Consider the following 13,423-nt stretch of genomic DNA (forward strand, 5'->3'; position numbering starts at 1 on the left):
ATGAGAATGGTTATTATGTTCATTGTTATGCGAGGCGGCGTTTTTCATATGCGAAACGGCGGGGGGACGATGGTGCAAAGGCAGCAGCAGGGGCGAGAGGGATTGTCATCAGGCGATCGATGTCGTGTGGGCCAGGTGAATCGTTCTGATTCGCGTCGAACACTGCCGGGCGTTATTGGCGAATGCTGGTCAGATTTCAGCTGTATCGATACGGATCTGTCGCTGGCTCGTTCGCAATATCGCCCGCGCCGCAACTTGGTGGAAGAAACACAGAACCCGCATTCGCAACCGATGCTGGTCATGACGTTTGCGCTGGCAGGGGAGTCTGTTTATTACGATTGTGGCGGCTCATCGATCTGGTTTCGTCAACAGCATGTCACTATCACGACGTTTGGTTCCAGCGTGGGCGAGCGCCATTATCAGGCTCAACAGCAGGTCGATCAGCTACGGCTGCTGGTGGGAAAAATGGCGGCGACTCGCTATTTTGGCGCGAACTGTGCGGAGCAGCTATTCAGTGACGTTGGGGTAGAACAGCGTGCGTTTACGCCCCTATCTGCGGCGAGCCAGGTTCATGTCAATGCGCTGTGCGCTGACGCCGATCCGCTGAATCGTCATATCCATGCCTTAAGCCTGCTGGCGCAGTATCGGCACGTCCTGCAACCGGAAGAGAAACGAGGCGGCATTCATCCACAGGAGCGGCAGCAAATAGATCAAGTATGCCGCTGGATGCGTGAGCATTTGGCTGAACCGCTGACGCTGGCCTGTATTGCGGCACAGGCAGGAATGAGCGAATCCAGACTCAAGTTTGGGTTTCATCGCTGCTTTGCGACCACGCCGGGTCAGATGTTATTACGGATGCGGATGGAACGGGCGCATCAGCTACTGGAGCAGGGATTTCAGGTGGCACAGACTGCCTGGCAAGTTGGCTATCGACATCCCGCTAATTTCAGCCTGGCATTTACGCGCTATTTTAACCGTAACCCGAAAATGATTGCTTCACGTAAGTAAAAATACCCCGCTGACATTAATGTGATGATGTTGTAATAACTATTTACCGTTATTTTCCTTTGATTATATTCCCGTGCGTTATTTAGGCAGGCGGTGCCTGAATCCGAGCTTTTGTCCAAATTCTTCTATACTTCATCCAGCAGTATCAACGAGTAATGAATATTGCGGCCAATAAACTGTTCATTTTTCAGCGCACAGTCGGGTGGTTCCCTGTGCATGAAAGAGAGCATTTTATTTTTAATAAAGGGTCGCTTTTTAAGCAAAGGAAAAAAGGATGAGATTAAAAAAGAAAAAAGTCGAACCGATGAAAATTCAGGACATTACCATTATTGATAATGCCAGACTCAAAAAAGCCATTACCGCCGCCGCATTGGGTAATGCGATGGAATGGTTTGATTTTGGCGTATATGGTTTTGTGGCGTATGCACTCGGACAGGTCTTTTTCCCCGGAGCCGATCCCGGCGTACAAATGATTGCCGCGCTGGCAACGTTCTCGGTTCCCTTTTTGGTTCGGCCACTTGGCGGGATATTCTTTGGGGCGATGGGGGATAAATTTGGTCGCCAGAAAGTCTTGTCGATCACCATTATTATCATGTCGGTGAGTACATTCTGTATCGGCTTGATTCCGTCCTATGAATCGATTGGTATTTGGGCGCCGATATTACTGCTGTTGGCGAAACTGGCGCAGGGATTCTCCGTCGGGGGAGAATATACCGGCGCGGCAATTTTTGTTGCCGAATATTCCCCGGACAGACGACGCGGCTTTTTAGGGAGCTGGCTGGATTTCGGCTCTATTGCCGGGTTCGTCATGGGGGCTGGTGTCGTGGTGCTCATTTCTTCCATCGTGGGAGAAGAGAGTTTTCTTGAATGGGGATGGCGTATTCCGTTCTTTATTGCCGCGCCGCTCGGATTAATCGGGATTTATTTGCGCCATGCGCTGGAAGAAACGCCGACGTTCCAACAGCACGTTGACAAAATTGATAAAGAATCAAAAGACAGCATCCAATCTCCGCCGAGGGTCTCCCTGCGTGAGATTGTGACCAAACAATGGAAAGGCTTGTTGATCTGTATCGGGATGGTGATTACCACCAATGTCACCTATTACATGCTGCTGACCTATATGCCGAGTTACCTTTCACACAGCCTGAATTACTCGGAAGATCATGGTGTGATGATTATTATCGCCGTCATGATCGGGATGCTGTTTGTGCAGCCAGTGATGGGGCTAATGAGCGACCGGTACGGGCGTAAACCGTTTATTATTTGCGGCAGTATTGGGCTGCTGTTGCTGTCAGTACCCAGCTTTATCTTGATTAACAGTGATGTAATTGGGTTGATCTTCTGCGGATTGCTGATGCTGGCCGTACTGCTAAATTCCTTCACGGGAGTGATGGCGTCGACGCTTCCTGCTCTGTTCCCCACACATATTCGCTATAGCGCGCTGGCGACGTCATTTAACGTTTCCGTGCTGGTTGCGGGCTTTACGCCAACGGCAGCGGCGTGGCTGGTGGAGTCTACCGGTAATTTATATATGCCGGCGTATTACCTGATGGTGATTGGGCTGATTGGTCTGATTACCGGGATGTCGATGCGGGAAACCGCTAACCAGCCGCTGAAAGGCGCAACGCCAGCGGCATCGGATCGGACGGAAGCCAAAGAGCTGTTGCAGGAACAGTACGACAATATCGAGCAGAAAATAGAAGAAATTGATGAGCAAATTGCCGAACTGGAGAAGAAAAGAAAACGCCTGACCGAACAGCATCCTGAGATTAATTAGTCTCAATCTTACTGTCTTAAGCAAGCGCCACAGATGTGGCGCTTTTGCTCTGCCCCTTCCTGCCCGATTCTGGCATCTTTAATTGTTATGTTATAACATAACTACAAATCACAATAACATCACGGAGATAAAGATGCAGAAAACGACAATCGCAGCGACTCTGGCGCTGTTGATGGGGGCGGGGAGTGCGAGCGTTCAGGCGCACGATCATGAGGTATTGCGCGGGCGGTTAATCTTTTCCGATCATCAGAAACCGACGCTCAGCGTGCTGGATCTGGACACCTTCAAGGTTACGCATACCTTTGACGTGGGCCGGGCGAATGCGGCGTTGGTGCCTACGGAGGATGGGCGATTCACCATCATCAACCTTTATGATGATGCTGGCACTATCGCTTTTCTTGATACCGGCCTGACCTATGAATCGCACGACGACCATCTGGACGTGCATAAAGGCGAACCGCGTCTTTTGCCGCTACGGGTGACGGGAGACAAACCCTCACATATTACCTCGGAGAATGGTTGGGTGGCCTGGTCGTACGATGGCTTACGTCCGTGGGACGGCCCCAGCAAGCCAGAATCGGTCATGATCCGCTTGTCGGATCTGGATAGCGCGAATCCTGTTGTTGAGAAGCGCAAAAGCCCAGCACCGCAGCACGGCATCACCGCACCGTTGGGGAATAATCAGTGGCTGATTTCCGTGCCGAAAGCAGCCTATGCCAAAGGGGATGATAAAGCGGTGACATCGCGTCCTAACGGTTTTGTGGTTTATCAGCAAGACAAGGACTGGAAAGCGATAGCGGACTTTAATCAGGAGCAGGATCTCCAGCGTTCTTGTAAAGAGTTTCATGGGCACAGCGCGCTAAATCACGTCCACGTTTTTGGCTGTAACGCGAAATTATTGGATGGCGATGCGAAAAGCGACGGCGGAGTTTTGGTCGTAAAACAGCAGAGCGGGAAATGGGTATCACACAAGCTGGCTTATCCTGACGATCGCCGTACCAGCACGCTGAAATCCGGCCTGCAAGGCACTTATGTGATTGGTAATTACGGTGGGCTGGGTGGGCAACCGTTTAATGCACTCATTCGCATCGATCCTCAGGCTAAAAAGCTCACGGCACAGGATACGTTTGCTATCCCAGACGCTCAGGCCGTGTGCAAATTTGAAGTCTCTGCTGATGGCAAGCGGGTCGCCAACCTGACGCCGGATGGCAAGCTGCGATTGTATGACGTGGCGCCGAACTGGAAACAAGTCGCCAGCTTTGATGCGGTTGAGGCGTTTGACTGCGCTTACGGTGCGAAAACGCCAACACCATCGCTCGCCATTGTCGGCGGCAGCGTGTACGTCAGCGATCCGGTGAATCAGCGAATTCGTGAGTTTTACCTGAACAGCGCGAAGCAAGGGTTGGATATTAAAATTGATGGCGCACCCACCGAGTTGGCGGGTAAGCGCTAAAAGCTCAATCAGGGTTGAAGCAATACGCGGGCAGGGATGCCCGCATTTTCGATGTCAAAGGTGCGATGCTCAGCGACCCACGAGCCGCAGCTGAGTGCAAAATGGGCAACCACAGCCATTAACGGAGGTTGCATCACACTGACCGGGGTGAATGGTTTGGAGCCCCATTGGCGTAAAGCCAGAAAAAGTGCGCTTGGCCTCATCGATATTACGTAACCCAGCATCATCGGACTGGGCTATTTTCGCCTGAAAAGCGGAAGCTTGTGCTGCCACCAGGGAAAGAAACAGAACTGACAGACCTTTTTTCATTGGGCACATCCGTTATGGTGTTTTTACTGTTATAACATAACAAATTCGGGCGTGCTATCGTGGAGAACATTATGCCAAGTCGGATACTAAAAGAAGAAGTGCTGATTCTCGCTATGCCAGAAGTCGATTACATGAATTCGGCACAGTTGGCCTTTTTCACGCAGCGTTTACAGACCGAGCGCCTAGCGCTGCTGCAACACATTGAGGAGCTGAAAGGTGGTATTCAACGGAGTGAACAGAGCGGTGATGAAGGCGATAAAGCCATGCGCGAAGAAGAGTTAAGGATGCTATTTCGGCAAATCGATCGAGAAAGTCGGCTGTTGCCTAAAATTGATGCGGCGTTGCAACGTATCCGCAGCGGTGAGTATGGATATTGTCTGGAAACTGGCGAACCGATTGGGCTTCGGCGGCTTTTATTAAGGCCAACGGCGGAATTAAGTATCGATGCCAAGCAAACGCAGGAAATCAAAGAGCACCAGCGCCGCCGCCATTAGTAATGTGGTGAGAGGTTGGGTGCCCGCGTGAATCAGGCAACCGCACGAATGCGGTTGCCTGTCCGAACAAACGAGATGTAATCAGCGGAACGGTGGCTCGTTAAAGGTGCGTAGCTTACGTGAGTGCAGCTTGTCACTTTCCGCCCGCAGCAGATCGATAGCGCAGATGCCAATCTGCAAATGCTCTGAAATCGCCCCTTCATAGAAACGGTTCGCCTGTCCCGGCAGCTTGATTTCACCGTGCAACGGTTTGTCCGAGACGCACAGCAGCGTGCCGTAAGGTACGCGGAAGCGATACCCCTGTGCGGCAATCGTCGCACTTTCCATATCCACCGCCACGGCGCGACTGAGGTTAAACCGCAGGGCAGAGGCCGCGTAGCGTAATTCCCAGTTGCGGTCATCGGTGGTCACAACCGTGCCAGTACGCAGGCGCTGTTTAACTTCTTCCCCCGGCATCCCGCTGACCATCTTGGTCGCGTCGTACAGCGCTCGCTGCACCTCGGCGATGCTGGGAATCGGGATATCCGGCGGCAGCACGGCGTCCAGTACGTGGTCGTCACGCAGGTAAGCGTGCGCCAGCACATAATCGCCGATGGACTGGCTTTCACGCAGGCCGCCGCAGTGGCCGATCATCAGCCAGGCATGGGGGCGCATCACTGCGAGGTGATCGCAGATGGTTTTAGCGTTGGATGGCCCGACGCCGATATTGACCATCGTAATCCCTTTACCCTGACGAGGAATCAGATGATAGGCAGGCATCTGGTGGTTCTTCCAGGCTAGATCGGACACCGTCTGCTCGGGATTAGGCGTGTCGGCGGTGATATAGATCCCCCCCGCGCAGGACAGCGCCTCATACGGGCTATCGGGATCGGCAATCTGCGCACAGGCCCAGCGTACAAACTCATCGACATAGCGGGTGTAGTTGGTGAAGAGAATGAACGGCTGAATATGTTCTACCGGCGTGCCGGTATAGTGGCGAAGTCGCGCCAGCGAGAAATCGGTACGCAGCGCGTCGAAGTGCGACAGCGGCGATGTCGTGGTGGCGTGAAACAGCCCATCTGCCGTCTCGTCCCCAATCTGCGACAGTTCTGTCGTAGGGAAATGCTTGGCGATGCCCGCGCTCATGGAACGGTCAAGAATCAGGTCGGAACCGTCGAGCACGTAGGGGAAGGGAATTTCCTGCTGAGACGGACTGACCTCGATAGTGACGTCATAATCCCCCTCCAGCAGCGCCAGCTGTTCCGCCAGATAAGCACGCAAAAATGCCGGACGGGTAACGGTGGTGGAGTAACTGCCGGGATGAGTAAAACGCCCATAGGCGCGATGTCGGGGATGACCGGTCGAATTGCCACTCCAACTGACGCGTAAGGCTGGGTAGGAAAATAGTCCTGCTGCACGCGCAGTGGCATCGGGCAGCGTGCCATCATTGATGAAGTCCCCGATGGCGTCGCGCAGCGCTGAGACGGCTTCATCATACAGCGCTTCCAGTTTATCCAGAGTCTGAGTGACGGTAAGACTGACGTGGGATCCGCTGTTATGCATATTCTCTCCTTTAATCACGCTCTGCACTATACCCGTCATACTTCAAGTTGCATGTGCGTTGGCTACGTTACTCGGCACACTAACGTGTACCTCGCCCCGTTGGGGCCGCTGCCAGCAGCGTTCAACTCTGCCTTTGGCAGAGTTGTCAGTCACCCGAATCACTTACCTGAGTAAGCTCATCGGGATGAAATGAGAGACGTCCTGTCTCTCACCGAAGGCCAGCCGTTGGCTGGTCAAATTCGTTCCCGACGAATTTGTCCTTCGCTTGCCGCCTGCCTGAAACTCGAATTATTTAGGGTATATTCATATGTACTTCGACAGAGATTCGCTCACAGCGTAACTGAAGATGCACAGCCCCGCCATCGTGAAATCTGGCAGGGCTGTGAACGTCGAGAGAGGCGGGAGTCCCTCGATCGATTAGTGTTTGTGGCGACCGGAGAGGTTCGCTGCGCTCACGGCCAGTATCGACAGCACGCCGAGTGCGGCAGCCGGTGCCAGCACGCCCCAGAAGGCACGTTCGATATACGGCATCCCTTCAGCTAGGACGCGTCCCCATTCTGGCGTCGGCGGTGACGCGCCCAGACCTAAAAAGCCGAGCGATGCCAGCGCCAGCGCGATGCCTGGCAGTTTCAGCATAGCGTGACGGAAAAGCGGACCAATCAGCGCGGGCAGAATATAGAACAGGCTGCGCCGTATCGGACCGACACCGAGAATCGGCAGCATCCGAATATAAGGGCGCGCATTGATTTCGGCGACCAGTGCTGCCGTGTGGGCCGCGAGCGGAGCCCAACTGACGGCAATGACGGCAATCGCCGCGCCCGTTGCCGTCGGACCATTGACCGCAGCAACCAGCAGCCCGGCAATCACTGGCGGCAGAGCGTTAGTCACTTCGATGGGGCCGCTGAACAGACGCGGAAACAGCCCAACTAACAGGCCAATCGCCAGACAGGCCAGTGACACCGCCAGCGCCAGCAGACAGGTATTTAGCGTGCCGTGTGCGACGCGCGCCAATAAATCGCGCCCCATCGCGTCCGCGCCAAAAGGCAGCAGGAACGACGGCGGTTGCAGGCGCAGAAAGGCGGAGGTATAGGGATCGCGCGGCAGGCCAGCCAGCAGCAGAAGCGCCAGCAGCAGCACGCAGATAATCGGCAGCCAGATAGCATGACGAGATGCCGGGCTACCGTGTTCTTCCGGCACTGGCATAGCACCGCTCCGCAGTGCGCGTCCGAGAATCAGCAGTCGCACGCCGCTTGCTGTTATGCCAGCCAGCGAGGCGATGAGTAAGAGAATCAGCACGCCGACCTGCAAGGCGGGCAGATCCTGCGCGGCCGCTGCCCCCAGCGTTGCACGTCCCAGACCGGGAATCGCGAACACTTTTTCGACGGCGATAGCACCGCCGGTTAACGAAACCAGAACCAACCCGACTAGCGGCATCACGCTGGGCAACGTGCGCTTCAGCACTGCCAGTGCGATATGACGACGGTTCACTCCCGACACACTCCAAGTGGTGAGCCAGTTTTCGCTGAAAGTGGCGGATAGCGCGTCGGCAATAATTCGGCCAAGGTAACCGCCTGCTGGAATACCGAGCGCCAGCGATGGCAGTACCGCGTAGTGCAAGCCTAGCCAGCCATAGGGTGGGAACCACTGTAGCCAGACGGCGCCGACGATCAGCAGAAATGACGCCAGCAGGAATTCGGGCAGTGCGGTAAACAAGGCGGCAAACAGGCCACCTGAACGATGAACCTGACCGCGTAACCCTTGCCGAAAGGTAGGGGCGCACAGCACGGCAGCCAGCGTAAAGGCCACCAGCGCCGAAGACGCCATCAGCGTGAGCGAGACGCCCGCCGCTTGCAACATCCCCGGAAGGACTGGCCGACCAGAAACCCAGGAGTTACCCGCATCGCCGTGCAATAGGCCCGTCAGCCAGCTCAACAGCAACTGCAACGGGCCTTGATCCAGCCCAAGAGAGTGACGAATCGCGTTTAGCGTTTCCGCCGTTGCTTCCTGCTCGCCGGAACGGGCACGCAGCAGCGCCAGCGCCGGATCCTGACCAGATAGCCACGGCAACATGCCAATCAGCACCACGATGCCCGCCAGCGTCAGCAGCCGCGAAAACAGCGGGATCAGCACGCCGTATCGCGGGCGTTGCGTCTGGTTGATGGTCGCACAGGTGCGGCAATACAGCGATTCGCTCATAAACTCGTCATCTTTCTGGTTGCGGGTGCACTATCCGTTACTTGGCGCCGGTGGCAATATGCGTGGCGGCGTTAATCAGCGTGCGTTCACGCGGGTCGCGCAGTGCGTCTTTTACCTGTGCGCTTTCACCTTGAATTACGCGCTCATGCAGCATTGGGATAGCGGCATCGCTGGCCAGGATCAGGTTTTCTGCCTGCATGATGGCCTGACGGCGTGCAACGCCCGCAGGAATCGCGGCCGCTTTTTGCAGTGCCTGATCGATTTCCGGGCGGCACAGTTGAGCGATATTGAACGACCCTTCACAGGCGAAGTCGCTGTACAGATAAGCCACTGGATCGCCGGAATCCAGTACGGTGGCGCGGGATAAAATAAAGGCATCGAACTTGCCTGCCAGCGCGTCGGACTCGATCTGTGCATACTCACGCACCACCTGTTTTACCGTAAATCCCGCGGCAGTGAGCTGCTGTGCCAGATAGACCGCGACTTCAGGCAGTTCGGCGCGATCGCTGAACGTTGCCAGCGTGATGGTCGCTCCCGCAGGCGTACCAGCTTTGACCGGATTCGCTACCGGCTGACGCAGTTCCGCAGCCCACGGCAGCGCGGGACCTAATAGACCCTGCGCGATATCAGCACGTTTCTCATAGACGTTATCCACCAACTGCTGGCGATTAATCGCATCGCGCACGGCAGCACGCATCGCGGGATCTTGCATCACGCCATGACGCGTATTCAGATACAGGGTGTTGGTGCGCGGCATGGGGACTTCATGCACCAGCGATTGATCCAGCAGCGGTGCCTGAGAAACCGGAATGGCTTCGACAATGTCTGCCGTGCCGGTACGTAATGCAGCAGCGCGCGCCGCGCCGTCGGACACAAAGCTGACGTCGATACCACTGGCTTGTGCTTTATCACCCCAATAACCGTCAAATCGATCTAACACCGCGCTACTGGTGCCGGTGACGGTACGCAGAACGAACGGGCCGCTTCCGGTGTTGATCGGATTGACGACGCCATTTTTACCGTATGCTGCGGTGGAGAGAATCGCTAACTGCGGGCTGGATAAACGCTGTGGCAGCAGTGGATCCGCTTTAGCGGTGGAGACAATGACGGCGTTATCGCCATCGGCTTTTACCGTTAACTGTACGCCGTCCAGAATGCGCGGTTTGGGGGCAGCCGTGGACGCCACGGTGAGCGCATTCACTACGGTGGCGGCGTTTAAGGTGGTGTTATCGTGAAAATGGACGTTTGGCCGCAGTTCAAAACGCCAGGATTTATCATCGATCTGTTGCCATTTTGTCGCCAGCGCAGGCTGGGCTTCGCCGAGTTTGTCGAGCACTACCAGCGTTTCTGCCGTGCTCCAGCGCGACAGCTTAAAGGCATCATCGCTCAACGGCGTCAGGCCGGAGCGAGGTGGCTGAAGCATCGCCAGTTTGATTCGACCGTCATGATGTGAGCCGTGGTTTTCCTCGGGCTCATTGAAGCAGCCTGAAAGCAGCAGCGTAGCTGATAGCAAGCCGGAAACGGGCCACAGGAGATTGCGCATATTCATCAGTCTGTCCTTATTCATTCACGGTTGAAGCGGATTTAAACGGGCGGCAGATGACCATCATGGCCAGAGAACTGCACAGCGGCACGGCGGCGAGCAGCACCCACGGAATGGCGGCCTGTGGCGACGGCGTTAGCGCGCGATCGAGCTGGCTGCCGAGTATAAAGTTGCCGACCAGTACCGCGATGCCGCCCATCGATGCCAGCGCGCCATAGTGCGCACCCAGGTTTTTGTTGTTGGCAAAGCGTGGGATGAGGTCCATCCCGACGGGGACGATTAACATCTGCCCCAGCGTCAGCAGCGTAATTAACGAGATAGCCGGAAGCAGGCGCTGCCACCCGTCAGGCGGCGTGCTGGAAGCAAACAGCGCGACGCTAAAGAACGACGCGGCCAGCAGCGCGAAGCCCAGTGGCAGCATGCGCGCCGCGCCAACCCGGCGGGCAAAACGCGCCAGCGGAAGCTGTAACCCGATCACCAGCAGGGAGGCCAGGACAAACAGCGGTCCGAGATCTTTCTCGCTGCTGCCGGAGCGATGCAGTTCAACCGGCAGTGCCAGGTAGAGCTGGTTGTAGCTGAACAGGTAAGCGCTGTAGGCAATGATGAACGCGACAAAACGGCGCTGGCGGAACGTTTCCCACCACGGAGCAATCTGTAATTCTCCCCGATTGCGCTGCGTCGGTGGCAGGCTGAAAAACAGGATGATGAGCGCGATAACAAACACGCCCGCACCCGCGAGCGCCACGCGCTGGAATCCGTATCCGGCCAGCACTGAGCCGAGCAACGGCCCCAGCACTGCGCCCAACTCACCACAAATGGCAAACAGGGCGAACCACTCGGAGCGGCTGCGTTTTCCCTCTTTTTCACTTTGCGTACCGGCCTGTGCCATCAGCGCTTCGATGGCGGGAGAGAACAGGGCACCGCCGACGCCGGTCAGACAGGCGCCGAGGATGATCGGCCATAGCGAGTCGCCTAACGCCAGCAGGAGATAGCCGCTGATACGCACGACACAGCCACACAGGATGATCACGCGCGCGCCGAATCGGTCAGCCAGCGCGCCGCCGACTAAAAACATGCCCTGTTGAGAAAAGGTGCGTAAGCCAATTACTAGCCCGATAGCCCAGCCGGAAAGCAGCATGTCGTCGCGCAGGAAAATCGCCAGAAACGGCACGACGGCATAAAAGCCAATATTGAAAACAAGCTGGCTACCCAGAAGCAACGGGGGATAAGGCCGTGGTGCGCGGTTGGCGGTAAGGTCTGACATGTCATGATCCGTTATAAAAAGCCCGTTACGGGGGAATGTGTTATTGATGCGATATTTTATTGTAAAAAGCGCGTTTTCAGCGAGCTAATAGCCTGACGTCGATAGCGCGGGGACGGCCTGCAACAGATGAGCGGTGTGCGCCTGTTGCGGTGAAGCTAGCACCTCGGTCGTGGGGCGATCTTCAATAATGCATCCGCCATCCATGACTAGCATTCTGTCGCACAGCCCGGCGAGCATGGAAATATCGTGCGAGACCATCAGCAAGCCCATTTTGTTTTGTTCGGTGACCTGCTGAAGCAGGGCTTTAATTTGTTCGCGCAGCGGTAAATCCAGACCGCTGACGGGCTCGTCCGCCAGTAAAAATTCGGGTCGAACAATCAGCGCTCGTGCCAGAGCGACACGCTGTGCCTGTCCCCCGGAAAGCTGCCCCGCGACCTTATCCAGAAGCGTGACGCTCAGTCCTACCTGATCCATGACTTCGTTCAGGCGGGCAGAATGGTTTCCATTAGCGTGATGGTTCTCATCGGGGCGGAGTCGCTTCAGCGGCTCGATGAGGAGATCGGCGACGCGTTGACGTGGCGCGAGCGAGCCGGCCGGATCCTGCGGAATATATTGGACGCGGCGGCGATACCAGAGCAGCGAACGTACCGAACCGGGTTTAATCAGGTTGCCGTCACAGTACACCGCACCACTTTCTGGCGCTTCAAGCGCGAGCAGGGTTTTTAGCAGCGTGGATTTACCACAGCCGGAAGCACCGACCAGCCCGACGCGTTCGTGCTGTTGCAGGTTTAGCGACAGGTCGTGAAAAATGGCACTGGCAGGATCGGCCTTTTGCCACGGCAAACGTGACGTCTGACGATAGCGGCTGACGTGTTCAAGGCTTAAAAACGGTGAAGGAACCGCGTGCAGGTGGTGGTTCATCCGGCAAGCGCTCCGGCAACAGCGGTGGGTAACACATTATCAGGAAAAAGATTGTCAGATAAAAGCGTGTCGGCGCGACGTGCGGCAGCGACCAGACTGCGGGTATACGGCTGCTGTGGTGCATTCAGTAGTTGCTGCATACTGCCGGATTCAATGACTCGTCCGTTTTCCATCACCAGGCCACGCTGGCAGAGTTGGGCGGCAACGGCGATATCATGCGTAATAAACAGCAGGGCAGGAGCATCCGGCTGCGCGCTACGTTCCTGTAAGACCTGCAATACTTGCTTCTGGGTAATGACATCGAGCGCAGTTGTCGGTTCGTCCGCCACCAGCAGGCGTGTCTTGCCGAGTAGAGCGAGGGTAATACAAATGCGCTGGCGCTGGCCACCGGACAGTTCGGCAGGATAGCGTTGCAGGAGGTTGGGAATATCATCCAGCTTCATGGCAGCCAGAAGTGCAGAAAGCTCAGAGGAAGAGGTGGTTTTCAACGCCAGAGACAGCTGTTTTCCCAACGGCATGAGGGGATTAAGCGCCGTTGCGGAGTCCTGGAACACGGCAGAGACGCGACTGACCTGCGGGCGCGCCAGTGCTTTCAACTGGCTGACTTCTTCGCCATTCACCCGAATACTGCCGCTAATCTGGCAGCCCGACGGCGGTGTGCCGATGATCGCTTTGGCGGTGAGGGATTTACCGGAACCGGATGCACCGAGTAAACAGACACGTTCACCCGCGAACAGCGTAAAGCTGATATCGCTGACCTTGGTTTCACCACCAATAGACAGGCTCAGGTTCTCTACCTGAAGAATGGCGTCTGTGTGTCTGTTCCAGTTAATCATGGTTAACGTATAGGGTCAGTGTAAATCGATATGTAATAACATAACAAATTACAACAGCGTGATGCAAAGGAAATGTGATC

General features: G+C 55.9%; 11 protein-coding genes. 4 read left to right on the forward strand and 7 right to left on the reverse strand.

Going from position 1 to position 13,423, the window contains the following annotated elements; all coding sequences use genetic code 11:
• Positions 1–15 precede the first annotated feature (15 nt).
• The 3 genes from EIP93_RS08075 to EIP93_RS08085 all read left to right on the forward strand — a co-directional run bounded on the left by EIP93_RS08075 (position 16) and on the right by EIP93_RS08085 (position 4,238).
• The gene (locus tag EIP93_RS08075; RefSeq protein WP_191089088.1) at positions 16–1,008 is read left to right on the forward strand and encodes an AraC family transcriptional regulator; all 993 of its coding nucleotides are present in this window, start codon (positions 16–18) and stop codon (positions 1,006–1,008) included.
• Between the two features lie 274 nt (positions 1,009–1,282).
• Positions 1,283–2,785 carry a glycine betaine/L-proline transporter ProP gene (proP, locus tag EIP93_RS08080; protein WP_039492709.1) on the forward strand — a complete coding sequence of 501 codons (1,503 nt, stop codon included), beginning with the start codon at positions 1,283–1,285 and terminating at the stop codon, positions 2,783–2,785.
• Between the two features lie 133 nt (positions 2,786–2,918).
• Positions 2,919–4,238, forward strand: coding sequence for a hypothetical protein (locus tag EIP93_RS08085; RefSeq protein WP_125232539.1), 1,320 nt, complete (start codon positions 2,919–2,921; stop codon positions 4,236–4,238).
• Positions 4,239–4,307: 69 nt separating this feature from the next.
• Here the strand turns inward: EIP93_RS08085 and EIP93_RS08090 are convergent, their stop codons facing one another.
• Entirely contained in the window at positions 4,308–4,547 is a 240-nt protein-coding gene (locus tag EIP93_RS08090) for a hypothetical protein (RefSeq protein WP_039540821.1), read from the reverse strand.
• A 71-nt stretch (positions 4,548–4,618) separates the two neighbouring features.
• On the opposite strand from EIP93_RS08090, the gene dksA reads away from it, so the two are divergent.
• Positions 4,619–5,041, forward strand: coding sequence for an RNA polymerase-binding protein DksA (gene dksA, locus EIP93_RS08095; protein ID WP_226297477.1), 423 nt, complete (start codon positions 4,619–4,621; stop codon positions 5,039–5,041).
• A gap of 81 nt (positions 5,042–5,122) precedes the next feature.
• On the opposite strand, the gene EIP93_RS08100 is transcribed toward dksA, so the two are convergent.
• The 6 genes from EIP93_RS08100 to EIP93_RS08125 form a co-directional block, all read right to left on the reverse strand.
• Positions 5,123–6,583, reverse strand: coding sequence for an AMP nucleosidase (locus EIP93_RS08100; RefSeq protein WP_125232540.1), 1,461 nt, complete (start codon positions 6,581–6,583; stop codon positions 5,123–5,125).
• Positions 6,584–7,000: 417 nt separating this feature from the next.
• Complete coding sequence (locus EIP93_RS08105) at positions 7,001–8,779, reverse strand: ABC transporter permease subunit (RefSeq protein WP_107333087.1); 1,779 nt, start codon at positions 8,777–8,779, stop codon at positions 7,001–7,003.
• 37 nt (positions 8,780–8,816) lie between these two features.
• Positions 8,817–10,328: an ABC transporter substrate-binding protein gene (locus tag EIP93_RS08110; protein ID WP_103971218.1), complete on the reverse strand. Its 1,512-nt coding sequence runs from the start codon at positions 10,326–10,328 to the stop codon at positions 8,817–8,819.
• 10 nt (positions 10,329–10,338) lie between these two features.
• Positions 10,339–11,586 (reverse strand): MDR family MFS transporter, encoded by a 1,248-nt coding sequence (locus tag EIP93_RS08115; RefSeq protein WP_103862036.1) that lies wholly within the window; start codon positions 11,584–11,586, stop codon positions 10,339–10,341.
• An 84-nt stretch (positions 11,587–11,670) separates the two neighbouring features.
• The gene (locus EIP93_RS08120; RefSeq protein ID WP_107333086.1) at positions 11,671–12,507 is read right to left on the reverse strand and encodes an ABC transporter ATP-binding protein; all 837 of its coding nucleotides are present in this window, start codon (positions 12,505–12,507) and stop codon (positions 11,671–11,673) included.
• Positions 12,504–13,343 (reverse strand): ATP-binding cassette domain-containing protein, encoded by an 840-nt coding sequence (locus EIP93_RS08125; protein ID WP_180790252.1) that lies wholly within the window; start codon positions 13,341–13,343, stop codon positions 12,504–12,506. Before EIP93_RS08125 ends, EIP93_RS08120 begins: the two co-directional genes overlap by 4 nt.
• Positions 13,344–13,423: the final 80 nt, after the last annotated feature.

Source organism: Pectobacterium versatile (assembly GCF_003932035.1).
Lineage (GTDB): Bacteria > Pseudomonadota > Gammaproteobacteria > Enterobacterales > Enterobacteriaceae > Pectobacterium > Pectobacterium versatile.

Coding starts and splice junctions, on each gene's coding strand:
- EIP93_RS08075 (WP_191089088.1), top strand. CDS start 16: ATGTTCATTGTTATGCGAGGCGGCGTTTTTCATATGCGAAACGGCGGG.
- proP (WP_039492709.1), top strand. CDS start 1,283: ATGAGATTAAAAAAGAAAAAAGTCGAACCGATGAAAATTCAGGACATT.
- EIP93_RS08085 (WP_125232539.1), top strand. CDS start 2,919: ATGCAGAAAACGACAATCGCAGCGACTCTGGCGCTGTTGATGGGGGCG.
- EIP93_RS08090 (WP_039540821.1), bottom strand. CDS start 4,547: ATGAAAAAAGGTCTGTCAGTTCTGTTTCTTTCCCTGGTGGCAGCACAA.
- dksA (WP_226297477.1), top strand. CDS start 4,619: ATGCCAAGTCGGATACTAAAAGAAGAAGTGCTGATTCTCGCTATGCCA.
- EIP93_RS08100 (WP_125232540.1), bottom strand. CDS start 6,583: ATGCATAACAGCGGATCCCACGTCAGTCTTACCGTCACTCAGACTCTG.
- EIP93_RS08105 (WP_107333087.1), bottom strand. CDS start 8,779: ATGAGCGAATCGCTGTATTGCCGCACCTGTGCGACCATCAACCAGACG.
- EIP93_RS08110 (WP_103971218.1), bottom strand. CDS start 10,328: ATGAATATGCGCAATCTCCTGTGGCCCGTTTCCGGCTTGCTATCAGCT.
- EIP93_RS08115 (WP_103862036.1), bottom strand. CDS start 11,586: ATGTCAGACCTTACCGCCAACCGCGCACCACGGCCTTATCCCCCGTTG.
- EIP93_RS08120 (WP_107333086.1), bottom strand. CDS start 12,507: ATGAACCACCACCTGCACGCGGTTCCTTCACCGTTTTTAAGCCTTGAA.
- EIP93_RS08125 (WP_180790252.1), bottom strand. CDS start 13,343: ATGATTAACTGGAACAGACACACAGACGCCATTCTTCAGGTAGAGAAC.